General features: G+C 46.6%; 16 protein-coding genes, 2 tRNA genes and 1 pseudogene. 9 read left to right on the top strand and 10 right to left on the bottom strand.

What is annotated here, in order from left to right; translation table 11 throughout:
- Positions 1-16: 16 nt before the first annotated feature.
- Positions 17-886 (bottom strand): electron transfer flavoprotein subunit beta/FixA family protein, encoded by an 870-nt coding sequence (locus L21SP3_RS09965; protein WP_169835723.1) that lies wholly within the window; start codon positions 884-886, stop codon positions 17-19.
- 213 nt (positions 887-1099) lie between these two features.
- On the opposite strand from L21SP3_RS09965, the gene L21SP3_RS09970 reads away from it, so the two are divergent.
- The 4 genes from L21SP3_RS09970 to L21SP3_RS09985 all read left to right on the top strand — a co-directional run bounded on the left by L21SP3_RS09970 (position 1100) and on the right by L21SP3_RS09985 (position 4307).
- Positions 1100-1894: an inositol monophosphatase family protein gene (locus L21SP3_RS09970; protein WP_077541099.1), complete on the top strand. Its 795-nt coding sequence runs from the start codon at positions 1100-1102 to the stop codon at positions 1892-1894.
- A 229-nt stretch (positions 1895-2123) separates the two neighbouring features.
- Positions 2124-3230: a glycosyltransferase family protein gene (locus tag L21SP3_RS09975; protein WP_077541101.1), complete on the top strand. Its 1107-nt coding sequence runs from the start codon at positions 2124-2126 to the stop codon at positions 3228-3230.
- A 5-nt stretch (positions 3231-3235) separates the two neighbouring features.
- A complete protein-coding gene (locus L21SP3_RS09980) occupies positions 3236-4099 on the top strand; it encodes a metallophosphoesterase (RefSeq protein ID WP_077541103.1) in 864 nt (287 codons plus the stop codon).
- Positions 4100-4236: 137 nt separating this feature from the next.
- Positions 4237-4307, top strand: a tRNA-Gly gene (locus L21SP3_RS09985).
- Between the two features lie 393 nt (positions 4308-4700).
- On the opposite strand, the gene L21SP3_RS09990 is transcribed toward L21SP3_RS09985, so the two are convergent.
- The 7 genes from L21SP3_RS09990 to L21SP3_RS10020 all read right to left on the bottom strand — a co-directional run bounded on the left by L21SP3_RS09990 (position 4701) and on the right by L21SP3_RS10020 (position 17607).
- Positions 4701-4774 (bottom strand) — tRNA-Val (locus L21SP3_RS09990).
- Positions 4775-4912: 138 nt separating this feature from the next.
- Positions 4913-7195 carry a hypothetical protein gene (locus L21SP3_RS09995; RefSeq protein WP_077541105.1) on the bottom strand — a complete coding sequence of 761 codons (2283 nt, stop codon included), beginning with the start codon at positions 7193-7195 and terminating at the stop codon, positions 4913-4915.
- Between the two features lie 102 nt (positions 7196-7297).
- Entirely contained in the window at positions 7298-9730 is a 2433-nt protein-coding gene (locus tag L21SP3_RS10000) for a LamG domain-containing protein (RefSeq protein ID WP_077541107.1), read from the bottom strand.
- Positions 9731-9847: 117 nt separating this feature from the next.
- A complete protein-coding gene (locus tag L21SP3_RS10005; RefSeq protein WP_077541109.1) occupies positions 9848-12730 on the bottom strand; it encodes a sugar-binding domain-containing protein in 2883 nt (960 codons plus the stop codon).
- A gap of 190 nt (positions 12731-12920) precedes the next feature.
- On the bottom strand, positions 12921-14030 hold the full coding sequence (locus tag L21SP3_RS10010) for an endo-1,4-beta-xylanase (protein ID WP_077541111.1): 1110 nt from the start codon (positions 14028-14030) through the stop codon (positions 12921-12923).
- A 108-nt stretch (positions 14031-14138) separates the two neighbouring features.
- Entirely contained in the window at positions 14139-16568 is a 2430-nt protein-coding gene (locus L21SP3_RS10015; protein ID WP_077541113.1) for a glycoside hydrolase family 127 protein, read from the bottom strand.
- Between the two features lie 67 nt (positions 16569-16635).
- Positions 16636-17607: an IS30 family transposase gene (locus L21SP3_RS10020; RefSeq protein ID WP_077540821.1), complete on the bottom strand. Its 972-nt coding sequence runs from the start codon at positions 17605-17607 to the stop codon at positions 16636-16638.
- 396 nt (positions 17608-18003) lie between these two features.
- On the opposite strand from L21SP3_RS10020, the gene L21SP3_RS10025 reads away from it, so the two are divergent.
- From L21SP3_RS10025 to hcp, 5 genes and pseudogenes are all read left to right on the top strand, one after another.
- On the top strand, positions 18004-18201 hold the full coding sequence (locus L21SP3_RS10025; RefSeq protein ID WP_077541115.1) for a hypothetical protein: 198 nt from the start codon (positions 18004-18006) through the stop codon (positions 18199-18201).
- A gap of 48 nt (positions 18202-18249) precedes the next feature.
- Positions 18250-18606 carry a PEP-CTERM sorting domain-containing protein gene (locus L21SP3_RS10030; protein WP_077541117.1) on the top strand — a complete coding sequence of 119 codons (357 nt, stop codon included), beginning with the start codon at positions 18250-18252 and terminating at the stop codon, positions 18604-18606.
- Between the two features lie 311 nt (positions 18607-18917).
- On the top strand, positions 18918-19334 hold the full coding sequence (locus L21SP3_RS10035) for an RrF2 family transcriptional regulator (protein ID WP_077541119.1): 417 nt from the start codon (positions 18918-18920) through the stop codon (positions 19332-19334).
- A 10-nt stretch (positions 19335-19344) separates the two neighbouring features.
- The gene (locus L21SP3_RS10040; protein WP_077541121.1) at positions 19345-19683 is read left to right on the top strand and encodes a cupin domain-containing protein; all 339 of its coding nucleotides are present in this window, start codon (positions 19345-19347) and stop codon (positions 19681-19683) included.
- A 59-nt stretch (positions 19684-19742) separates the two neighbouring features.
- Positions 19743-21355: pseudogene (gene hcp, locus L21SP3_RS10045) on the top strand (hydroxylamine reductase).
- A gap of 111 nt (positions 21356-21466) precedes the next feature.
- On the opposite strand, the gene L21SP3_RS10050 reads toward hcp, so the two are convergent.
- Positions 21467-21796 (bottom strand): P-II family nitrogen regulator, encoded by a 330-nt coding sequence (locus L21SP3_RS10050; RefSeq protein ID WP_077541123.1) that lies wholly within the window; start codon positions 21794-21796, stop codon positions 21467-21469.
- Positions 21797-21811: 15 nt separating this feature from the next.
- The gene (locus tag L21SP3_RS10055) at positions 21812-24925 is read right to left on the bottom strand and encodes an efflux RND transporter permease subunit (protein ID WP_077541125.1); all 3114 of its coding nucleotides are present in this window, start codon (positions 24923-24925) and stop codon (positions 21812-21814) included.
- Positions 24926-24929 lie beyond the last annotated feature (4 nt).

Here is a 24929-nt window from a genome sequence, read left to right on the forward strand (position 1 = left end):
TAAACATCATTTTTAATCAGCCTATTGTATGGTCTTCTATCAGCTCGTGCACCATATCATTGATGCCCTGAGCTGAAGAATCTACTTCTTTACTCTCTTTGGCAGTGAGCACAACGCTCATAATCCGATGCACTTTGGTGGGAGACCCGTCTCTGCCGCACCACTGCAAATCGGCCTGAACATCATCCAAATTAAGCTGCCCGATAAGAAGCCCCTTATTCTTCATTTCGCGGATGTCTTCATCGCTGCCGCCTTCTTTGCTTATCTCGGCAGGTGTCTTGGCATTCTTATACTTCATTATCCTTCTTGCAGCGCCTATTCTCGGCTCATTTGCCTGATCGGTAACGGTAAGAAGAACGGGCAGCTTGCAGGCTGTTCTCTGCCAGCCGTTGCCCATATTTCGCCTGCATACAATCCTGCTCGGGGTGAGCTCGTGAACCTCTTCTACATAAGTTATCTGCGGCATATCAAGCTTTTCGGCCATCTGAGGCCCAACTTGCGCAGTATCTCCGTCTATTGCCTGCCTTCCGCAGAGCACGAGGTCGCAGCCGATTTTTTCAGCAGCTCTTGTGAGTATGTAGCTGGTAGCGAGGGTATCGCTCGCAGCGCAGCGCCGGTCGGTAACCAGAACCGCATCATCAGCACCCATAAACAGAGCCTCTCGCAGAACCTCTGATGCCGAGGGCAGGCCCATCGTTACAGCGGTAACTGATCCGCCGTATTTTTCCTTTATCTCAAGGGCAAGCTCAAGGGCGTTGAGGTCTTCAGGATTGAAGATAGCCGGAAGCGCCCCGCGGTTGACCGTTCCGTCCTCGTTCATCGCTTCGCCCGTGATACGGCTGGTATCAGGGACTTGCTTAATAAGAACTATGCACTTATAAGCCACAAATTTTCTCCTAATATTATTAATTTCTGTTTTAACTCAGTGAAAATCCGTATCAGTCTATTAAAAAGCGGTTTGAAGTCAATATCTCCGAGGCTGCGCTGCAGGATAAAGGGCGAAAAAATTGGCCGCATTTTCATCAAAATTGACTTTTTAATTTTAACTGGTAGTATCTTGTTTCGGTAAAATTATTATTCATACTCTTAAAGGAAACCTGTGTATTCTAAAGACGTAAAAATCGCCAAAAAAGCAGCGACGCTTGCAGGGGACAAGGCCTTGAGCGAGCTTGCAAATATCAAAACGAGCTTCAAAAACGGCAGTGAAGTTGTAACGCAGGCAGACCCGCTCTGCCAGCAGATTATTATTGATGAGATAAAAAAACACTGCCCTGAAGACGGTATTGTAGCTGAAGAAGGCGAAAAGGGAAAAGTTCTTGTTTTGCCTCCGCAAGGCTCGCAGAGATGGTGGATAATCGACCCTATAGACGGGACGAATAATTACAGCAAAAAGATTATGCTTTTCAGTGTCTCAATTGCTCTTTTTGAAGACAGCATGCCGGTGGCGGGAGTGGTTTACTGCCCTGGCAGCGGCGAGATGTTTGAGGCAAGCCTAAACGGCGGGATGTTCCTTAACGGAATCAGAAGTTTCTGCAGCGAAGATCAAATCAAGCCTCAGTCTATGGTTGCTATTGACAGCGCTTGGCCGAATGGCATACCAGAAGGGATTATCGAGCTCTGCAAAAGCTGCAAACTCCGAAATTTCGGCTCAACAGCGCTACACCTTGCTTACGTGGCTTCGGGGTCTATGAATGCATGCATCGTAAACAAAAACAGAATATGGGATTTCGCCGCAGGGGCAATGCTGATTCAGGAAGCAGGAGGGAAAATCACCTATCAGGACGGAACAGATATAACACCTCTCAATCCTCAGGCCGCTTCGGAAAAGAATTTCGAACTTACAGCCTCAAATAATGTAGTACATAACATAGTATTAGATGCTTTAATAAGTTAAAACACTCCGGAACAGCTTTTAGCTTAGCTTCTTGCCCCTAAGCCTTTTTATGTTAAAATAAATGAAATAGGCAGCAGGAGATTGTTAAGCCTTATTAAGTTAGCCTTATGTTAGCTCATTATTAGCAAAGCTGACGTTAGGCTGACAAACAACTAATTTTTTCCTAATTAAACGCTTATAGAAGTTTGGTTTAATAGGGGCATAAAAATAAATTTTCGAGGGAAAAGAGATGGCCAGAATACTATATGGAGTGGCCGGTGAAGGCTTCGGCCACAGCAGCAGAGCACATATCACAGGCAAGATGCTCATAGAATCAGGGCATGAGGTTCTGTTTGCAGCTTCCAACAAATCTCTGGAATACCTTAACAGGTATTTCCCCGGGAGGGTATGCAAAATTCACGGCCTAACATTCCACTACGAAAATTCTACCGTGAATCTTCCCAAGACCTTCTTCTCGAATTTCTCTCAGCTTCCCGAAATGCTTGAAATTAACAATAAAACGTTCAACGGAGCGGTAAAAGATTTTGCTCCGGATGTAGTAATAACAGATTTCGACCCTTTCACCTCCAACTGGGCCTGCAAAAACGAGGTGCCCTGCATAAGCATAGACCACGAACATCTGATGTGCAAATTTGAATTCGACCGTCCTGAAACAGGCTGGTTCGAGAGGCTTATGAGCGATACTGTAACGAAAATCTATCTAAAGGACATATCGGCGTATATAGTTTTGAACTTCTTTAATGCCCATCCGCTTGCAGATAACGCCCATCTCGCTCCGCCTGTGATACGGGATGAGGCAGCAAAGCACAAGCCCACCAGCGAGGACGACCACGTAATATGTTATGCAACTACAGAGAGCTGTCTTGATGATTTCTACAGGGTTTTCAAGAAATTCCCGCAGCAGAAGTTCCTCCTTTACGGATTTGGAATTGAAGGGGTAGAAGGGAACTGCATATTCAGGCAGCGAAACACCGAAGAATTCCTCAGAGACCTTGCAAGCTGCAGGGGCGTAATCGCCTCGGGCGGTTTCTCGCTTATAAGCGAATGCCTGCATTTCAAAAAGAGGATGCTGGTTAAGCCGATTCATAATCAGGTTGAACAGATGATAAACGCCTACCACATCGACAGAATGGGGGCAGGGGCGTATGTGGATAAGATTGACGAAAATGTATTGGACAACTACCTTGAATGGCTCAAGGAAACGCCTTCATTCGGGCATAAGGATATGCTCCGCCCGAACAACGACGCATATTTCAGCATTCTGGCCGGCGTGCTGGCCGATGTTACAGGCGGAAAGGCAAGGTTGCCAAAATACGAAAGAAGTGTTGAGCTCTAAGGCCTATGAAAAAATTTAGAAAAAGAGATGTCCCGCTTTACATAGTCAGTGATCTTCATATCGGCTCGGGCAAGAGCAGAGACAACTTCTCCTGTCCGGATAAGCTTTCTGAATTTCACCGCTTTCTCAATGAAGTTGACAAAGAGAACGGCCAGATTATCATCCTCGGAGATTTTATGGATCTCTGGAGATTCAGCTTCAAGAGCATAATCAGAAAACACGACGAGCTGATCTCCCGCCTCGGCGAGATGGACTGCTATCTCATCCCGGGCAACCACGACCTCTCACTGAACAACCCTGAATACCACGGAAGCAAATATCCGCTGTTTAACAACATCACTTATCCGTTCTCAATGAAAATCGGCGATAGAGATATCGCCTTCTGGCACGGCCACGAGATGGATATGCTCAACAAATACATCAGACCGTCTTTCGGGAAAACGCTCGGGCATTCTGTGCTGCCGGTGGAATATTTTGCTAAAGGGCAAATTTTCAATTCAGATGTGCTTGTGGAAGGATTCTTAAAGTTTGAAGCGTTTGTGCTGGCAATATGGAATACGGTAGTGGATACGTTTATTGATGCGGAAACCGGACTGGAAAAGATCTCGCCGGATATCATTTTCAATCTCCTTGCTAGAAAACACAACGCAAAAAGAATTAGAAAATTTGAGCATCAGTCTTCACAGCAGGGCAAAACTGTGATCTCAGCACATACACATCAGGCGGGAATGTTCGGCAACTGGTATTTCAACAGCGGCTCTTGGACAACATCAAAATCTGATTTTCTGAAAATATGGCCGACAGGTGTTGTCGATGTGCTCAAATGGGACAGCGGCTCGCAGGCTGTAAACAACAGAATCCTAGCATAAAAAAAACCCCAAAAAATTCACCCCCCCCCCAAATCGCTCTGGGCTTTGAGCAAAGGTCATTTTGCATTTTAACCAAAATTCAGCAAAACAGATTGACATTTGACCCGCTTTCTATATATTTATCCATCTGCTCGAATGCGGGTGTAGCTCAATGGTAGAGCCCCAGCCTTCCAAGCTGGCTATGTGGGTTCGATTCCCATCACCCGCTTTTAAACAAATCTCCCGTCTGTGGAACACGCAGGCGGGTTATTTTATTTACTCACAAGCACTTATGAAACATATCCGCCATTTCAATCCCCGCCCTTGAATATGAAATTCAAAACATTAAAACAAAAAAAATCGTGCAATCGTACAGTTTATGTGGATTAAAGCCATTAGATTCGTGTAATAGTCGGATTGAATGCCGGCTTAGTTCAGAGTGCAGATTCTAAAGCTTATACTAATTCTTATTCTGAACCGTATACTAAAGCGTATATGCAGGGTAATGAACAGAGTTGCAATTAATTACAAACAGCGATTGATATAATATCTAAGTACTCTCAAAATAACGCTTTATGCGAGAAAATGCTTCGCAGTGCGTTTGCCTGCAAAAGTGGAAAAATGGGCCGTGCAGGACTTGAACCTGCGACCCCCTGCTTGTAAGGCAGGTGCTCTAGCCAACTGAGCTAACAGCCCTTTGAGAGAGAGGTATAATATGGAAAGCTTTGAAAGAGTCAACTTTTTTTTTGGGAAAGTTTGCCCTATTCGAGAATTTTTCTAATCTTGAAGCTCTTAATCTGGCAAGCTCCCGTCATGCAAGGGTTTAAGAGGAGTTTACATCTGAATCTCGCACAGGGCAAGAGAATAAGGCGGAAGCGAATAATATACTGAATTTGCCGCTTGCAATATTTCCGCTGTTTGAAGGGATGAGCTGTCTCTGGATACATCGCCGTCCTGAGCCTTGAGCAACTTCACATTCGCCGATTGTATGGGCGAGCTGTTTTCGATAAGCACCTTTTTCTCCGAGGCGGTTTTATTGAGCAGAACATTGAAGAGCTTGCTTTCATCTTCACTGAAGGCAGAGATGCACGGAAGAGCCGAATCGGACGAATCAGATTCCAGAAGCATCTTGCCTAAAACATTATTGAAAAACTTCATCGCCTTGAGAACAGGTCTCGGCTGGAGGGTATCGGGGTCTATAAATGCCCTGTCGCCCTGCACAGCAGCCCAAGAGCCCGGCCATCTTGTAGCCATAAACACATTGCCCTTAATAAACTGCATCATCATCTCGCTTTGAATAAGTGCGGCCTGATAATGAGATCTTTCGATTCTGTTCCATAGAGGCCCGGCATTCCATTCTGAGATTATAACGTCTATCCCATACTCAGAATACCGGCTGCGGAAATTGTTTATCTCCTGGTTATAGGGCAGATGTTCGCCCGCCCATTGGGTGTGCTCTGCAGTAATTGGAACATCATTAATGAAATTCTCCCACGTAGCAAGGTCTTCTGCCGGCGAATCCTTATCGCCCCATCTCCAGTAGCAGTGGAGGTCTGCGTAGTCAACGTTGTGCCCTGCAAGCTCGAAAAATTCGTCCCATCTGGGAGCCGAATAAGGGGTATTGAAATGGTTAGACGTGTTTACGATAATCTCAATAGTAGGGTCTATCTGCTTCATGGCGGGAACGAACATATTAACAATATCTGCTAGCTCTTGAGCTGTCATATCGAATGGCTCGTTGCCTATTCGCCAGTATTTGATGTTATAACTGCTGTTTTTGCAGTGCTGCACAAGAGCAAGCGTTTCGTCCAATGAATCCTGAATCCGGTTGTATCTCCAGCCGGACTGGAAATTTATCGTAATAAAAGGCTCTGCATCCAGCACATAGCACCAGTACCGATAATCATCAATATCCATGGTATGCTCAGACTGGCAAACGCTTTTATCCTCAAAGTAGTAAAATGAATCCGGATCGGTCTCCCAAGAATCTCTCCAAACAGGTGCGCCGGGGCATTCCTGCCAGTGCCAGCCGGCCTTTGCTGTATCCGGATATCGCAGCACCTCAGCACCCAGCTCGGAAATCCGCTGAGGGATAATCCCGTCTGACCAGCGCTGGTCATTATCGTAGCAGGTGTTCACGCAAGTCCCGTTGAGGTATGGGCTTATCTGATGGAGCTGATTATCTTTATCCAGCGTAATTTCTACATCCGATTTCAGGCTCAGCCAGCTCTCAGCAAGCTGCTTTAAGTCTTGAGCTGTAATACTCCCTGAGGCTTCCAAGTCAGCAGTTTCGGAGAAATTATCGTTATCGTAATCTGCAAGCCAGCATTCGCCTAAATCTGAAAAATCTTCTAAATTAACAGCAAAATCCGCATTCAGATCCGATGGGAAAGTGTTGATGCTCGTATCGATTATTGTTTTGCCGTTTTCAAGACGAACCTGCACCTCGGCAAGCGGATGGCCTCCATAGGCCGTGATAAAGCCCTCAGCCTTGAGCTGATTTGCCAAATTCTGCTGATCAGCGTTTATTGTAAGACTGCCTCCTGCAATATTTATCCTGCCCGAGCTGAGCTGTGAATTATCCACCCTGAGCCAGTTCACCTCTACCGCAGAATCTGCAATAAAAAGATGTCCTGAAGCCTGAGCATCATTTTCGCTTCTGGCAATCCAAAAGGTGCTTCTTATTCTAACTGAAGAGCCGTTTTTAACAATCATCCTTCCCGTTTGAGAATTACCGATGTAAAATTTGCCTGCTGCATTGAGTGTGCTGTCTGAAAGCACAAGCTCGGCGGTTCCGCCTGCCCAGCTTCCTGCGCCTCCCCAGCCGTTAATTTGCAGTGAAGCTGAATTCAGCTGCATTTTGCCATTCTTGAACTTGAAAGCATTGCAGCAGAGCTCATCTCCGGGTTCTGTTACAGGGCTGGCTGAACCGGCCTGCACATCAATTGAAATATCCTCGCTGCAAATCGGGACGCTGTTTTGTCCCCAGTTTGCGGGGGTTGTCCATTTATGTCCGCTGCCGCTGTCAGACCACCAGTTATCTGCCAATCCGCCGGCAGGTAAAACCCAAAAGAAAAATGAAATAAAAAATATAAATCCGGCACTCTGTTTTTTCATAAAAACCCTGAATTAAACGTGAAGCCAGTAATTAATACAAAAAACCTGCACGCCCTGTTTGAAGAAGCGTGCAAGTTTATAAATCAAAATTTGGTTATTTAATCAGTCTTCAAACGGCCAGAGTTTTTCTTCAATCCAGCAGCCGAACATATTGCTCAAATCTGTCAGGTCAACTGAATTGTCGTGGTTTTTATCCGCCCAAGAACGAACAGACTGATATACCGAGCTCACTTTTGCAAGATACAGAATTTCCTCATGGCTCAGCGCCCGGTTATAGAATCTCAGATCATCTATCCTGCCGCTCCAGCCGGGAATAAGCTCCCAGTTTGTAACATCAATCGGGGTCAGCGGGAAGTAGGCCTGCCTTGCCATCATCTCGCCGTTTCTGTATATAAACATCTCGCCAAGATCAGCATTTTTCACAAAGGCATAATGATTCCAGCTTCCCTGCCAGTCTTCAGGGCCTGCCCAGCCCCAATTGAGCTTGTCGGAGTTCAGGGCAAACTCAACTATATTACCTTCCTTCTGATAAGGCCCAGGCAGAAAAACCCCGCCTGCCCAGCTCGGATTCCTGAACTTCATAAGATTATTGGCCGATGTCCGGGCTCCTGTATTCCCGTTTACCCAGAGCGAAACAGTAACTTCATCTGTTCCTGCAGCGTTTGGGTCTGAGAGTCTTTCGGGAACTAATGCCTCTCCGGGGAATTGGAACCATCCGCTTGAAATTGCAGAAAGATCCAAACAGCCCCCTTCCCGGCCGCTTTCCGGGTTCCAAGCACCAGCTGGCATACTTGTGCCTTTGAATTCTCCGTCTAGCTGATTTGCTGAGGAATCAGAAACGATTTCGCCTTCTGTTTCGTTAAACTTGTATCTTGCTGTAAGACCTGCCGGCTCGCTTTCAGAAGCTGTTACGATCTGCCCTGTCATTCCCCAGTCGTTAGCAATTACTGAATAATCGCCAAGGTCTGCGATGCAGTCTGTCCCGCGGAAATCTCCAAGGGCGTATCTGCCAACGCAGCGTTTGGGGTAAACTTGCAGGTCATCAAGGAATATGCTTCCCTCGCCGCATCCGGTGGCATCAATACCGAGAGTAACGGTTTGAACATCTGTGATATCAACGCCTTCATTTGCAAAGTCAGAGAGCTTTGCATCAAATCCTTTCCACTGATTTGCCCTGTCTGCGAGCGATGGGCTGTAATGAACTGTTGCTGAGTTGGAGCTGCTGTCTGTTAGAGTTGTTGAAAGCTGAGCGTTCATAGGCAGCTCGCCAAAGAAGCTTACAGTTATCACTTCACCCTCTCCGAAGGAAAGGCTGCTGAAAGGCAGAACTCTGGATGTCTCAGCGATGCCGTTATTGTACTTCAGCTCAATTGACTGCTGGTTTTCTGCAATTACAGAATTAGGGTCTGGGCTGCCAGTCCATACATCTCCCACGGGCGAGCCCTCGTCGTAGCTCTCGAAGTCATCGATAAGATTTGATTCAGGAGTGCTGAAGCTCCATACATCCCCCTTCCAAACTTCAGAGGTGTCAGTGTTCACTGAATCCACTCTCCAGAAGTATTCTTCATCAAGGCTCAGGCCGGACATAGGCCCGTAAGAATAAACAAGATTTGGGTCTGAGTCTGGAGTTTCGAATCTTCCCTGATAAATGTCCATACTTGAAGGGGTGGCCGCAAATACGTCTTCGTAGTCTGTTCCGAAGTAAACGTCGTGATGTGTTTCGAATTCTCCCGGCTGCCAGTAAAGGGTTAACGGTGAGGTGTAGCTGGAAAGCAGTTTGGTATCAGCAGGAAGAGGATTGAATACATTCTCCTCAGGCAGCATTGAAGCGGTAATCACAGTGTATGTCCCGTTTTCCACTATGCTGATAGACCCTCTCGGATCGCCGCCGTAAGCTGTGAGCAGGCCGTCTTCTATATACTGCTCGAACTTGCTCTTTTTGTAGCCTGAAATTTGAAGCGTGCCTCCGGTGACATCCACTGTCCCGCCGTCCTGAATGACGATATCATCCGCTGTTACTGTGCCTCCGTATGCGTTGAGCTCTGCGGTGCCTCCCGAGCTGCTCCAGTCGCCCGGGACATAAAGACTCCAGTTTACCTCAACTGTTCCGGAATTAACATTCAGCACGCCTCTTGTATCGGCGGACCGGCCAAGGAACAGGGCTTTCTCTGCGATGAATGAACCCCCTTGGCTGACTTCGATAGTCCCGTCTGCATCGCTTCCCCAGTTGCCGGCAGTTACGTTGTCGTATGCCTTCAAGCTGCCCTTTACTACAAGATAACTCGGCCCCCAGTTTTTCCCGACTAACAAACTTCCGCATTCGAAATCGCCTTCCGGACTCACTTGAGCCCTTGTTTCCCAGCCGGATTTATTTATTTCCACGGCAGCAGATGAAAAGTCGGGGACTGTGCTTTGCCCCCAGTTATTCGCATTGCCCCAAGACCAGTCATTGTACTCTGCATTAGTCCACCAGTTGGCCGCATGAACGCTCAAGGCAAAGCAAACAAGCAATGAAAAACTCAAAAAACGTTTCATAATATTACTCCTTAAAAAACATTAAATTAAAGATATATCTTAATATTATACCGCCTTAGTGTGCTTTTAAGCACTGATTTGTTTTTGCTTTCTGCCAATATGTAAATAAATTCGCTTTCAATTATGATTAAAAACTGTCTTCAGCTGTTCAGCAGATAGCTTTTTCTCCGGAGCAAAATTTTCGCTCTGCATATAGTTGAAGATGCTTCTCTTCAGCTGCCTTGCCACAGGCCTTTGCTCAAGTTCGGAGTTTATATCCATGCAGCATACCAGCACACTGCCTTTTCCTATTTGAGCCTCAAACAGCAGCCCGAGCTTTCTGTTTCTGTGCCAGTCGTCTATCATCTGGATTGTCGGGAGGAAATCTTGAGGAAGGCCGCTGAGAATCATCGGCTCGCAGTCATTCATCAATTCCCACCACTGCCAGTTTGTATGCATGTCTGTGGGAAAATCATTAAAGACAGGATGTTCCGGTCTGCAGAGCATTCCCATTGTGTCTGATTCCCCGCCGTCTGTCCAAGGGCAGTTCCAGTATATGCTCGGGAAGCACGGTTTCACATCGCCCTTGATATAATCTTTCTTCGCAAGCAGAAGCAGTTTTCCGCCTTCAAGCAGATAGTCCAAATTATCCGAATCAAGCCTGTTCGTTATTTTGAAATCTTCCGCTTCGGGGATTTGCGGGTTTTCAGGATAAACCCAGAAATCCCAGTTATTGCTTGCCTCAGCTTCAGGTATTCTAACGCAGATATTGTATTTTGCGGGGGCTTTCAGGCTGGAAAGATCAAGCCTTACTCTCCCAGCCCAGTGGCCATTGCCAACCGGCAGGTCAACCTCCTGACACTCTCCGCTTTTGACCATATCGCCCGATTCATTATTTATTTCCCATTTAAGCCGGGTGCTGGATATTGGGTTAGGGCTGAAGTTTGCAGCCTCAAGCTTTGCATCAAATTTTTCTCCCGTTGTGAACACCCGCTTTTCCATTCTCAGAAGCGGAACAACCGGCGAGCAGAATTTTCGGAATTCTTTTCCGCTGACATAGCCTTTGGAATCCCAGAAACCGTCGAGAATGCCCACTAACGCCGTGCCCTGGCCGAGGAAATCGTGAATATCCAGAAGCTGGAAGCCCCCGAAATCTTTAGTTCTAAGGCCTGCTTCGATCTCTTCCTTAAACTGCTTAACCTGCCACTTTCCTGAGGCTTGAACAAAATCATCATTCAGCTCAAGCATACCGCTCTGTTTGAGCTGGTCTCGAGCGATAATCAAATAGCCCGGCGTAAGGCTGCCGGTGAATTTATCGATGTCATCCACATCAGGATAGCTGCACCTCTGGACAGTTTCATGCTGAATAAGCGGTTTGGGATAGAGCGAGGCGATAGTGCTGTAGTCCAGATTGGTATCGGGTTTTCTTGAGGTGAAAAAGCTCGACCCGGGAAGCGGAGGCCAGCCGCACTGGTATCTGATTCGGAATCGCCGCAGTTCTTCAAGTTCTTGCCATCCGCCTGTGCTTACCGATTTGCCTATATAGTAATCAGTATTATCTGAGTTGAATCCGTTGGCATAACCGGTATATAGCCGTCTGCTGTCTTTACGCTTAGACTCCTCCATCAGCTCTTCCATTATCTCTGCCTTCATCCAGCCCTCATTGCCAACCCCGTAAAAAGTGAATGAGGCGTGATTGCCGTATTCCTTGAGGATCCTTTCCCATTCGGCTTTGATATAAGCTGCTATGTCTGAATCTCTTCTTTTTATCCCTGCCCAGATATTGCATTCGGGCTGGAGGTATATCCCCGCACGGTCTGCCGCCTTGAAAGCTGCTTCAGGAGGGCACCAAGAATGAAATCTTATATGATTGAGGCCGTAGCTTTTGCATTGAGCCATAATCTTATTCCAGTACTCAATATCCATAGACGGATACCCTGTTTTCGGGAAGATGCAGCATTCAAGAGTTCCTCGAAGGAAGGTCTTTCTCCCGTTAACGAGGAAACTGCTTCCCTCTGTCTCGATTTTTCTCATCCCGAAAACAACTGTATCGGTTATTTCTCGACGGCTTTCAAATTTGAGGCTCAATTTCATTCTGTAAAGACTCGGGCTGAATTCATCCCAGAGCAAAACCTCTTCACCCATCGGGAAGCTTACGGTAATCTCCGGATTTATACTGCCTGCGTTTACAGGGAATGAATGCTGGCCTGTCTTATGTTTTTTTCCTGTATTGAAAGATGATGCGCTGATTTTCAGTTTGCCATACTCGGATTCCTCAATGCCTGAGACTTTAAGCTTAACCTTGGCGGATTTGTCTTCAACATTCGGATAAACCTGCAAGTCGCTTATCCTCAGCTCCGGCTTGGCAGAAAGCTCAATAGACCCGATAATCCCGTTCCAGGGGGTTTGGGTGTGATTTGTGATTGAATGGGAGTTTTTGCCTATTGGGTAGAGCATCCTGTTATCAACTGCTATAGTAATCTGATGCCTTCCTGGGCTCAATTGCTTTGTGCAGTTGTACTTATGGCTCGCTGCAAGGCTGTCGAACTGGCCGAGCTTCTCAGAATCAATCCATACATGAGAGCGCCAGTGTACCCTTTCGAGATTGAGGAAAATCTCTTTATCTGCCCAGCTCTCGGGGATATCAACCTCTCTTTTGAACCAAGCCAGCCCCATGTAATGGCGGTCTGGATTGAGGAAATACGGGATCACAATATTCCCCGGCTCGGAATATGCCTCATACATCGGATCGTCCGGCCATTTGGGGTAATTCTCGAAATTTACAGATTTGCGCCAGACGAAATCGGTGTCTAAACTGATCTGCTCGCCGTAACCCTGCTCCTGAATAGAGCCGGGCAGATGGATTTTCCCTTCAAAGCTTTGATTAAACCAATTTTGTTCTCGGCCTTCATCCTGAGGGTCTAATTTGAACTGCCACTTCCCGCTTAAGTCGATAGAAGATGCTAAAACTGAAGAAGTTAGCAACAGGGTTGTTAGAATTGAAAAAGTCTTTAAACGCATACTTGTCTCTCAATAATTGCTTATTATAAGTGTGTATATAAACACACCATCTTTCTTTATAACACATTTTCTGAAACTGACAACGCAAATATGTATAAAAACACCGCAATTTTGTGCAACTTCACAAGCTGACTGGTCATCAGAACAGCCTTAAAGAGAGACAGTAAGTTGAGACAGTTAGCGGAATCTGTTATTTTCCGGCCTCTAAAACCGCTTCAAAAGCGGGTTTGGGCTTGCAGTTTCTATTGAAAAGAAGCGGATAATCCGTTCTGCCCCGCACAGGCCAGTTGTTACGCCATGAGCAGCCGTCGTGTACTCCCCAGAAAGTTATCCGGCTGAGCTTCCCCGAATTCCGGCTGAACAGTACGAAAAGCTGCTTATACCGCTTCGCGAGCTTTCTGTGCATATTTGCAGGCAGGCCGTTCGGGAAGGGATTGATCTCATTTCTCAGCTCATAATTTTGGCTTATATCTGCGCCTCTATGCTCCCAAGCGCTCGGCAGTACAGTCAAATCCAGCTCTGTAATCATAACCTTCAGCCCGAGGTTCGAAAAGGCATCAATGCTTTTTTGGATTTCAGCAGAAGGTGGATGGCTGAGCCCCCAGTGCCCCTGTATGCCGATGCCGTCTATTCGAATGCCCTTGCTTTGCAGCTTCTTTGCAAGCTCTGCGGCGGCCTTTCTCTTTTTGCCTCGATACATATTATAATCATTGTAATACAGCTCCGCCTCGGGCGCTGCCTGATGAGCATATTCAAATGCCTTGGCGATATAATCATCGCCTATAATCTCACGCCATTTCGTATTTCTGAGCGAGCCGTTATCCTCAATCGCCTCGTTCACGACATCCCAGCCATGCACTTTCCCCTTATACCTGCCTGCAGCCTTGAATATATGCTCCTTCATCCTTTTGAGCAGTTCTTCGCGGCTAACCTCGCTTCCATCTGCATTTTTGAACACCCAGTCCGGCGTCTGATTATGCCAGATTAGCGTATGGCCCACAACGAACATCGAATTTTCAGCCCCGATGGATGCGTATTTATCTGCCGGCTCAAAATTGTACTCATCAGGCTCCGGATGTATGCTGCTCCATTTCATCACATTCTCAGGCGTGATGGAATTGAATTGTTCGCGAAGAAGGCTTACTGCTTTTGGGGAGCGGCCGTAAATCTGGCTTCTGTTTACAGTAGCGCCGATATGAAAATCATCTTTGAAAACGTCTTTCAGACTTGTTAAAGAATTTTCCTCAGCTGCAAAGCATAAAGATACTGCTGCAAATAATGCTGCAAACCACAATCTCATAAATTCTCCCTTAATTCAAACCGCAGGAATTTTACCGCTGCACGATGATATTCAAATTTGATTTAATTTGCAAATACCATCTAACGGCTCTTCTGCATTTAGGCGAATTTATTCGGTTTCGATTTTGGCTTCGAGGATTCCTGCGCAGGAGGTCTTTTTCGGGTTTACCACAATCCTCATTGCCTCGCACTCTTTTACCTCTGCTGGATGGACTGTGTTGAATGAATCCTCAATCACGCTGTAGGAATCTGTCAGGTACGGCTCCATCTTCTCCCAGCTTCCGCTGATTTTTCGCTCGATATGCCAGCTTGCAGGAAGCTGCACGCCGCCGCCGCCGTTGTAGAAATAAAGCCCAGCAGACGAAACTTTCTGGGTCTCATCGAAGCTGTAGGTGATTGTCTGGGACTTACCCCTTCTCGGCCAGCTCGTCCAGCGCGGGATGCTTCTGTCGCTTGAAGACTCTGGAATCTTCCCGTCGCTAACAGCTTCCGCTTCATCTCCGCGATACGTATAGCTCGCTTCGATAATGCCCATATTGCTTATAAAGGCGTTTTCGCTCATTGCGGCCTTCCTTGCTCCCTGCTTGGTCTGGGCGAACCATACAGTCATACTCGTTCTCGGATTGCGGTTGTTCCAAACGTTGTAAGGAGTAAGCACCACCTGCCTGATATCAGGGCTATTGTATTTGCGAGCAGGCAAGACGATCTTCTTATTGCCCGCAAGCATTCCGTTTTTAATCTCAAGCACCTTCCCGGCAGCGCTGGTTTGGGTCAGATAGAAATTCTGAACCTTGCCTTTGCCGTTATCCGGCTCTTCGGCGCAGTAAACTATCGGGCCGCGCTCCACGGCCGCCTTGCCGATATTCGCTTCCACCTTATCTATGCAGTCAACGTATCGCACGGGCATATCCATAAACAGCTCCACGCTGTCTCCCCTTTGCCATTTGCGCTTTATAACTGCATATCCCTTCTGCATTTCCGGCTCAATTACCCTGCCGTTTACTGATATATTCCAGCTTGGCTTGATATTGTCTATGTAGCTGTAGAGTCCGCCCGGGGCGGGCTTGTTTCTGCACCAGCCCGGGATGCGAACCATAAGCCTGAATTCTCTCTGCTGCTCCGGCGAAACCTCTATCTCCACTTCGCCGTTCCATGGGTATTCTGTTTTCTGCTTCAGCTCCACATCCACTGAATCAAGCGATACATTCGCATCGCTCTTGCCAAACAGATTCACATACAAATCATCGTTTCGCACTGCATATACATACCCGGGGACTGATGCCATAAAGCGGGTTATGTTTGTAGGGCAGCATGCGCAGCCGAACCAAGGCGAACGGGAGTAGCTGCCCTGCGATTCGAGCGGGTTTGGATAGAAGAATTCGTCGCCGTCAAGCGATACCCCGCTCACTGTACTGTTGTACAGCGTTCGCTCAAGCACGTCTATATATTTCGAATCTCCGTGCAGGAGGAACATCCTGTGATTGAGCATTACAAACGCCACCTGCGCGCAGGTTTCGCAGTACGCGCTTTCGTTGGGCAGTTCGTAGTTATCGCCGTAGGCCTCGCCGGCGTGCCTTGCGCCAACGCCGCCGGTAATGTAATACTTTTTGCCTACTATATTATTCCAGATGGCGTCGATAGCACCAATGTATTCTTTGCTTCCTGTCATTGCAGCGATATCGGCCATACCGCTGTACATATAATTCGCCCGAACGGCATGACCTACAGCCTCCTTCTGCTCGGTAACGGGCTTATGCGCCTGTCGGTACTCCGAATGGGAGCCCGGGCTGCTCTGCTCGCCGCGGCGTTCAAGGAATTCCTCGGCCATCTTGAGATAGCGCTCATTCCCAGTAACGCGGTACAGCCTTGCAAGCCCCATCTCAATCTCCTGATGCCCCGGGTAGCCCTGATGTTCGCCGTCTAAGAATAGATCGCAAACCAGATCGGCATTTTTTATCGCTACTTCGAGGAAGGTCCTGCGTCCTGTGGCGGTGTAGTGAGCAGCCGCAGCCTCGTACATATGCCCCGCATTGTAAAGCTCGTGTGAGCTTTTGAGATTATCCCAAGGCTTATTTATGTAGCAGCAATTGCCGGTTTTCGCATCTCTGTCTCTGGCTTTGAGCGTCCAAGCTGTGTACAGATAGCCGTTATCGTGCTGAGCTCCGGCAACCCATCCAATAAGATTCTCCAAATACTCCTCAAGCTCGGGATCTTTCTCTACCATAAGGCAGTATGCAGCGCCTTCCATAATCTTGAAAACATCAGAATCGTCGAAGCCCTGCCTGCCCTGAAATTCCTGATTGATCACACCGGCAGCGGCCTTGAAGTTGTCTATCCGGCCGGTCTGTTCGCATTTCTCGAATGCGTAGGGGATGGTAACGTTTTTGTTCGTTTCGAGCCGAGGCTTCCAGAATGAATCATTGAAATGAACTTTCGTGAAATCCACCGGCTGATAGGGATAGCTCCCTGCGGCCATAACTGCCGAAACCGAAACTAAAAGCACAAACATAACTGATATAGTTTTTCCTGAACGCTGCATATAAGACCTTTCCTGAAAATTCAAATCGTGAAAACTGTCTTAGAATAAAATCTGAAGCGCAACATTTTTATCCGCTCCAGAGCATCTCATTTGGTGTCCGATAGTTTAAGCATTTCCTTGGCCTATTATTGATTAAGGATACGGCTTTGTCAATTTCTGCTTTGCTTACTTTCTTAAAATCAGTACCTTTTGGAAAAAACTGACGCAGCAGTCCGTTGGTATTTTCGTTCGTACCACGCTGATATGAGCTGTACGGATCAGCAAAGTAGCAGCATAGACCGACCATTCTTTCCATCTCCTTAAATCCGCCAAATTCCTTGCCGTTATCAACCGTTAGTGTCTTTCGTTTGAACTTAGGAATTTTCCTGAATATTCTCTTGGTAGTAACGTTCATACTGGCTGCACTCTTGTCATCCATTTTACCGACCAGCAGGTAGCGGGTTTTCCGCTCTACATGGGTGGCAACAAACGAACTGTGCCCCTTGCCGCTTACGGTATCACCTTCCCAGTCGCCAATGCGGCTGCGTTTATCAACAACAGCCGGACGTTCACTGATCGGAGCTCTCTCCGGTATCCGGCCACGTTTGTCGCTGCTGCCGTGTTTCTTTCTCCTTTTACGATGTCCTTGCCTCAAATACTTATAATAATCGCCGCCGGCAGCTTTATCTCTCTTTATCCAACTATATATGGTTAAATGACTTACGCGCATTTCCTGCTCGTAGGGATAATCAATTTTAAGGCGAGCGGATATCTGCTCGGGCGAGTGATATTGTTCAAGTTTATTGATTACAAGCCGGCACAATCGGCCGTTCTGCTCCAAGCGATAAGGGCGTTTGGATGCGACTCTGCGTTTGTTGTAATATCCAAGGGCAAGGTGCGGTTTGTAATCCCCAGTTGAAGAGACATTGCGACTCAATTCTCGACTTATCGTGCCCTTGTTTCTGCCGAGATATTCGGCAATCTGAGATAATTTTTTTCCTTTTGCCTGCATTTTTAGTATGCATTCTCTTTCATTGATGTTAAGATGTTTGTAGCCCATTGCGGTTCCTTAAATAGAGTATTTTTCGTAAAAAACATTCTATCGGAAACACCCGTAATGGGCACTCTTTTTTTTACTTTTCTATGCTTGCTCTGCTGTTATAATTAAATCGCTGCTGCAGGGGATAGGGCTATGCTGGAGAGCAACCCGAGCGCTGCAACTGTCAAACTTGGGAAAAGGCGGCCTAAAAACCGCCTTGCCTATGAAATTCCCAGGTTTGCCTAAAGCGATAAACTCCAGCCCGCCTCAGGCGGGCTGATTAAATTAGCAAAGCGTTGCGCTTCAAATTAAAATTCAAGTTTTTAACCCTCAAAATTGAAAAAATACTTGGCCTGCTAATTTTTCAGGTTATAAATCTACAAGATAAGTAAAATCTAAACTTGAAAGGTTATTGAAATGAAAAGAATTGCTTTGGTTTTGACTGTTTTGTTAGCGGCAGTTAATTATGCTTATTCAGCCGGGATAGAAATGAATATTTCACCTGACGGCAGCAATGTGAAAGTAACTTACGGCGGCAGCCTCGATTTAACCAGCTTTTTCAACTCTGGCTCAGTAGAAAGTAGGGACTCTGTCGGCGAACAGGCTTTGCTATAGCCTCAGGAACCGGTTATTGGCGTCTTTACTACCACTGCGGATACGGAGATGGGGTTTATCTCGGGTATTGATTCTCCGCTGCCCTCTTTCGGCTCTGATGTACAATCTGTCCCAGACAGTTTTTACGGCGACAGTTTTGGAGTAACAATAGTTTCTGACACGTCAGATCAAGCTATCTTTTTTGACGAGAAGGATATCGACGAGAATAACATTGCCTCGGTAAGCGGCGGGATGACTTTTCAAAACAAAACAATTTCCGATCTGGGGCTCAATTTGGGCACTTACCAAATGAACGACTCAGATTTCGCTGAAGACGAAAACGTTACAATGACCATAACCCCCGAACCGGCAACTCTCGCGATCCTTGGTCTGGGAGGACTGTTCGTGCGCCGCCGCAGAGCCTGAGAGGATAAAACTTCTTGAGGATTTTTGACCCCGCCGGCATCCATCTTAGGCACGGATTAAATACCCGCTGCAGTTTTTTGAATCACGAGGCACGCGAAAATCACTAAATTCCTCTTAGGTGTTATAAACCAGAGCCTTATATTCAATAATTATCTGCACAGTCTGCGTACTCTGCGGATTTAAACTGCCTGCCGCACAAATCACAGCTGCTTTCTGCTCAGAGATTTGCAATGTCTTAAAAAATTTTATTTTTTTTCTTGCAATCGGCTATAAGTAGGACTAAAATAGTTATATATTAAAAGGAAAATGAGATGGATGTAATAAGAAGAAACACAGACTACGCCCTCAGGATAATGGTAAACCTTGCCTCAAACTATATGAAAGGGTCTAAAACCTCTCGTCAGCTCTCGAAAGAGGAAGAGGTTTCCAGCCAGCTTACAAGCAAACTGCTTCAAACTCTTAAGGCTGCAGGATTCGTAAAAAGCATTATGGGAGTAAAAGGCGGATTTGAGCTGGCCAAGCCGCCTTCGCAAATTCAAATGCTTGAGGTTGTAGCTGCAGTTCAGGGGCCTATTACTCTGAACAGATGCGTGCTTGGCAAAGATAAATGTCCTAAACAGGGCAAATGCCCAATGACTGCAAAGCTGAATTCCCTTCAGCAAACAATTGAAGAAAACCTAAGAAGCGTAACGATGGCAGACCTTGCCGAACTTGTAAAAGATAATTAAAGGATTAGAAATGATAATTACAAAAACAAAAGATACTCCTTTCACCGAAAACCCGCATAAAGTTAAGGCTCAAAAACTTTACGATAAAACAACCGCCCAGATAATCCACCTCACACTTGAGCAGGGAGAATCTCTTCGAAAACACATAACGCCTGTTGACGTAGCGTTTTATGTATTGGAAGGAAAAGGATTAGTAGAGATCGGCGAAGAAAGCCATGAAGCAGAAAAGGACGATATAATTGAAAGCCCCAAAAATATCCCGCACCGATGGATAAACACCTCCGATGAAAAGTTAAGAATACTCGTTATCAAGACCCCTGCCCCAACCAGCGCAACTAGAATCCTCTGAGACTGGCGGGAGCCGAAAAGAATTTTTTTATTTTTTGTTATATTTGAAAGGATTGCATTATGTTTTGTTATCAATGCCAGGAAGCCCTTGGAATAAGGGGTGTGTAAGGAACGGAATGTGCGGAAAAAAGGGGTTTACCGCAGACCTCCAAGACCTGCTGATTTATACGGTGAAAGGCGTATCTCTTGCAGCAGAAAAAGCGGAAAAGTATGACGAAGAGGTGATCGATTTTGTGCGGAAGGCGATGTTCACCACTGTAACGAACGTAAGCTTTGATGATGAGAGGATCCTCGAAACGATTAAAAAAGGCCTTTCACTGAGAGATAAGATTATCAGCGAGGCCGGTATCGACAGCTCCGGCTCAGACGTTCTAACATGGAACTGCGGCAGCGAAGATGAATTTCGCGAGAAGGCCGATAAGGTCGGCGTTTTGAACACTGAGAATGAAGACATAAGGTCTCTGCGGGAACTGCTCACCTACGGCGTAAAAGGGATAGCGGCATACGCAGACCACGCAGCTGTGCTTGGCTATAACGACCCGACAGTGGATGATTTTATGGTGAAGGCGATGGCTGCAGCCACAAAAGACCTGTCCGCTGATGAGCTAACCAGTATGGTGCTGGCAGCCGGTAATAATGGTGTAAATGTTATGGCGGTTCTCGATAAGGCTCACAACGAAACCTACGGCAGCCCTGAGATCTCAGAGGTGAATCTGGGTGTTGGCCAGAGGCCGGGAATCTTAATCTCAGGCCATGATATGAAGGATATGCAGGAGCTTCTCGAGCAGACAGAAAACACCGGCGTAGATGTTTATACACACGGCGAAATGCTTCCGGCCAACTATTATCCGGCGTTTAAGAAATTCGACCACTTCATCGGCAACTACGGCAATTCTTGGTGGGCTCAGGATGAGGAATTCGAGGCGTTCAACGGCCCGATACTTATGACAACAAACTGCCTTATCCCGCCGAAAGACTCATACAAAGACAAGGTGTTTACAACGAGCGTTGTGGCATTTCCCGGTATGAAGCATATTCCCGACAGACCGGAAGGCGGAAGCAAAGACTTCTCAAAGATTATCGAGATGGCTAAGCAGTGCGACCCGCCGAAAGAGCTCGAAACCGGCAAGCTTGTGGGAGGATTCGCTCATAATCAGGTAATGCAGCTTGCAGATAAGGTTGTGGATGCGGTTAAGTCCGGCGCTGTGCGAAAGTTTGTGGTGATGGCAGGCTGCGACGGCCGGCACGATACCAGAAACTACTACACCGAATTCGCAAAGCAGCTGCCAAGCGATACGATTATCCTTACTGCCGGCTGCGCTAAATACCGCTACAACAAGCTCGACCTCGGCGATATCGGCGGAATACCGCGCGTGCTCGATGCCGGGCAGTGCAACGACAGCTACTCACTCGCACTGATAGCTTTGAAGCTGAAGGAAGCCTTTGAGCTGGAAGACATCAACGACCTGCCGATTGTTTACAACGTGGCGTGGTATGAGCAGAAGGCGGTTATTGTTCTGCTTGCTCTGCTCGCTCTTGGCGTAAAGAATATTCACCTCGGCCCGACACTGCCGGCATTCCTCTCTGAGAACGTGGCGAATGTGCTCGTGGAAAAATTCGACATCTCACCAATCAGCACAGTGGAAGAAGATATGAAAAAGCTTGTCGGCTAAAACCGCAGCTATATGTACAAAAAGCTCCCCGAAATTCGGGGATCTTACTTTTTTCTTATCACTTTTTTTCTTTGAGCTGGGCGGAGTTTCAAAGCGGGAATCAAATACTATTCATACTGCTTTCTCCCCTCTTTCCTTACTGCTGATACGCACTGCATCGTTCAGAGGCAATACATAAATTTTCCCGTCTCCGCGAAGCCCAGTATGGGCTGCTTGGGCAATTGCTGAAAGCACCTGATCCACTAAATCATTATGGCATGATAGCTCTAATTTAATATGGGGGCTTGTCTTGAACGAAATTTCGCGGTCGTTCACACTGCGGTCTTGGCCGAAGCCCTGAACCTCTGAGGAGCTTGCGCCCGTAAGCCCTTCAATTTTATGCAATGCAAGCATTACTGCATCAAGCATATTAGGTTTTACAAAAGCGATTATCATTTTCATTTCGAATCTCCTTCACTATTGCATTTCAATTATCTGCTGCGGCGAAAACCACTTATACAGAGCGGGTATCACCAGCAGGGTCAGTATTGTAGAAGTTATAAGTCCGCCGATAACAACCATTGCCAGCGGCTTCTGCACCTCGCTTCCCGTGCCGGAAGAGAGAAGCAGCGGAACCAGCCCCAGAGCAGTAGTTCCGGCAGTCATCAGTACAGGCCTCAAACGCATACACGCCCCTTGCACAGATGCTTCATCAATCGGCAGGCCCTTTTCCGTTAACTGGTTAAGATAAGTTACCAGAACCATCCCGTTCTCAAGAGCAATCCCGAACAATGCAATAAATCCAATTGATGCAGGGACAGAAAAATTCTCGCCGAAAAGCCACAGGGCGGCAACCCCGCCAACCAGAGCCAAAGGAATATTAAAAAGAATAAGCAGTGTGTTTGAAATCTTTTTGAAATTGATATAAAGCAGCAAAGCGATAATTGACAAGGTGATCGGGATTACAACCGCTAACCGCTTGTTTGCTTTCTGCTGCAGTTCAAATTGACCACCCCAAGAAATGAAGCACCCCGGGGGCAGGTTAATCTCTGCATTGATCTTCTTTTTCGCATCTTCAACGAAACTTCCTATATCCCGCCCAACTACATTACACTGAACAGAAAGATATCGCTGATTGTTCTCACGCTGTATCTGCCTTGGGCCAACTACTTCTTTGACAACCGCCAGCTCATCCAGCGGAACTCGTTTTCCCTCGGGAGTTTCTGCAATTATATCTCGAATAGCTTCGGGGGTTGCTCTTGCAGACTTTTCATATCTGAGGTAAATATCGAATCGCCGAATCCCTTCAAATATTTGTCCAACTTCTACCCCGCCAACGGCTGCTTCTATCACTCTCTGAATTTCCGAAATATCCATCCCATAACGTGCAGCTGCTTGGCGGTCTGGGCGGATAACAAGCTGAGGGGCGCCAACCATCTGCTGCACCTGCACATCAGCTGCCCCGTTTACAGTTCTGATTACTTCTGCGATTTGGTCGCCCTTGGACTTCAGAGTATCCAGCTCGCCCCCAAATAACTTTACAGCAAGCTCAGCTTTTACGCCGCCGATAAGCTCATCAACTGAAAGCTGTATCGGCTGGGTGATGTTGCTTTGAACGCCTGGGAAGCGTTTGAGCTTTTCTCTAATTTTCGCCTCAATATCAACCTGACTAAGGGCACCTGACCATTCTGATTTGGGCTTGAGAATAACATTCATATGACTTACATTTACCGGAGCTGAATGCGCTCCTACCTCCCCGCGTCCAATCCGGCTTACGACTTCCCCAACTTCGGGTATCTGAAGAAAACGTTTTTCCAAAAGCAATACATTGCGTTTTGATTCTTTTATGGAAGCCGAAGGTGCAAAAGTTAGATTTACCATAATATCACCTTCAAGAAGTCTCGGAGTAAATTCACTGCCGAGTCTCGGATAAATTGCAGCTCCCAAAATCAGCAATGCAGCAGCAAGAATTACAGTAACATAACGAAATCTAACGAAGAACCTTACCAAAGGCTGATAAGCTTTGAGCAGAATTCGAACAATAAAAGGCTCGCTCTTGTCTTTATGTGATTTTTCAGCTTTCTTCGCCGCAGGACGCCTCATAAGGATACTGCACAAAGCAGGAGCTTGCAGAACAGCATATATCAAAGAACCCAAAAGCGCCAATGCTACTGTAGCTGCAAGAGGCCGGAATGTTTTACCTTCAACACCCTGCAATGTGAACAAGGGAAGAAACACAAGTATTATAATGGAAATAGCAAATGTAATTGGCCGGGCAACTTCTGAACAGGCTCTTGCAGCAACATGAGCTGCCGGCTCGTCCGGGCTGGCCTCGCTTAACATCCTGTCAACATTTTCCACTACTACAATTGTCCCGTCAACAAGCATTCCAATGGCAATTGCAATTCCGCCGAAAGTCATCAGATTGGCCGAAAGACCAAGGTATTTCATAGCAATAAAAGTAAACAGCACAGAAAAGGCCAGTGCAACAGAAACAATTACACTCGGCCTGAAGCCGCCCATAAACACAAAAACAACAATGACAACAAGAATGACACCCTGCAATAATGCATTTTTAACTGTATCCAAGGAAGCATCAACAATTGTTTTCTGCTCATAAAAAGGAACTATCTTTACCTCATCAGGCAGGCTTTTTTGTATCTCATCAATTTTTTCCTGCACTCTTTCTATGACAGTAGATGAATTTGTACCGAGCAGCTTAACAACCATACCTGCAACAACTTCTTCTTTTCCATTGCGGGTTTGCAGGCCGCGGCGGATTGCCCCGCCGATCTTAACTTCTGCAACATCGCTAATGTGTACAGGCCTGCCGTCAACAGTCTTTACAGCAATGCTTTTCAAATCTGAAATACCTTCGGCAAGGCCTTCAGACCGAACGACAAGCTGCTCACCATCTTGTTCAATGAATTGGGCTCCGGCATTTACATTATTCTCTTTGATGCGACGGATTACTTCATTGAGCGTCAAATCATATCGAATCAGTGCCTCGGGGGATACAACAATTTGGAACTGCTTTTCATGTCCGCCTATGCCCAGAACCTCAGTAACTCCAGGGACAGTCTGAAGATTGAATTTAACTATCCAGTCCTGAATTGTTCTCAGCTCGGTCAAAGAGTATTCCCCTGAGGTATCTTTTAGGTAATAGTAAAGAATCTGCCCCTGACCTGTTGCTATAGGCCCCATCTTAGGATCGCCAAATCCTTCCGGTATCTCCTCGCGAGCCTCCTGAAGCTTCTCTCCAACTAACTGACGGGCAAAATAAATATCTGTTCCATCCTCAAAATAAATGCTGACAACAGATAAACCAAAATTTGACACCGACCTGATCTTACTAACTTTCGGCAGCCCCGTCATCTTTGCTTCTACCGGATAGGTTACATATTTTTCCACTTCTTCCGGTGCTAGCCCTTCAGTAACTGTAAAAACCTGTACAAGTGAGGGGGAAACATCAGGGAATGCATCAACCGGAAGTTCATTTAGACTTTTAATTCCAAAAATAACTGCCAGTAAAACCGACAATACTACCAGCAGCTTATTGGATAATGACATATCAATTATTTTCTTCAGCATTGTT

The organism is Sedimentisphaera cyanobacteriorum, from assembly GCF_001997385.1.
Taxonomy (GTDB): Bacteria; Planctomycetota; Phycisphaerae; order Sedimentisphaerales; family Sedimentisphaeraceae; genus Sedimentisphaera; species Sedimentisphaera cyanobacteriorum.

Bases quoted from the DNA above. Each gene is read 5' to 3' on its own strand.
- L21SP3_RS10025 (WP_077541115.1), top strand. From the start codon at position 18,004: ATGAAAAGAATTGCTTTGGTTTTGACTGTTTTGTTAGCGGCAGTTAAT.
- L21SP3_RS09995 (WP_077541105.1), bottom strand. From the start codon at position 7,195: ATGAAAAAACAGAGTGCCGGATTTATATTTTTTATTTCATTTTTCTTT.
- L21SP3_RS10020 (WP_077540821.1), bottom strand. From the start codon at position 17,607: ATGGGCTACAAACATCTTAACATCAATGAAAGAGAATGCATACTAAAA.
- L21SP3_RS10055 (WP_077541125.1), bottom strand. From the start codon at position 24,925: ATGCTGAAGAAAATAATTGATATGTCATTATCCAATAAGCTGCTGGTA.
- L21SP3_RS10000 (WP_077541107.1), bottom strand. From the start codon at position 9,730: ATGAAACGTTTTTTGAGTTTTTCATTGCTTGTTTGCTTTGCCTTGAGC.
- L21SP3_RS09980 (WP_077541103.1), top strand. From the start codon at position 3,236: ATGAAAAAATTTAGAAAAAGAGATGTCCCGCTTTACATAGTCAGTGAT.
- L21SP3_RS10015 (WP_077541113.1), bottom strand. From the start codon at position 16,568: ATGCAGCGTTCAGGAAAAACTATATCAGTTATGTTTGTGCTTTTAGTT.
- L21SP3_RS09975 (WP_077541101.1), top strand. From the start codon at position 2,124: ATGGCCAGAATACTATATGGAGTGGCCGGTGAAGGCTTCGGCCACAGC.
- L21SP3_RS10010 (WP_077541111.1), bottom strand. From the start codon at position 14,030: ATGAGATTGTGGTTTGCAGCATTATTTGCAGCAGTATCTTTATGCTTT.
- L21SP3_RS10040 (WP_077541121.1), top strand. From the start codon at position 19,345: ATGATAATTACAAAAACAAAAGATACTCCTTTCACCGAAAACCCGCAT.
- L21SP3_RS10030 (WP_077541117.1), top strand. From the start codon at position 18,250: ATGGGGTTTATCTCGGGTATTGATTCTCCGCTGCCCTCTTTCGGCTCT.
- L21SP3_RS10050 (WP_077541123.1), bottom strand. From the start codon at position 21,796: ATGAAAATGATAATCGCTTTTGTAAAACCTAATATGCTTGATGCAGTA.
- L21SP3_RS10005 (WP_077541109.1), bottom strand. From the start codon at position 12,730: ATGCGTTTAAAGACTTTTTCAATTCTAACAACCCTGTTGCTAACTTCT.
- L21SP3_RS10035 (WP_077541119.1), top strand. From the start codon at position 18,918: ATGGATGTAATAAGAAGAAACACAGACTACGCCCTCAGGATAATGGTA.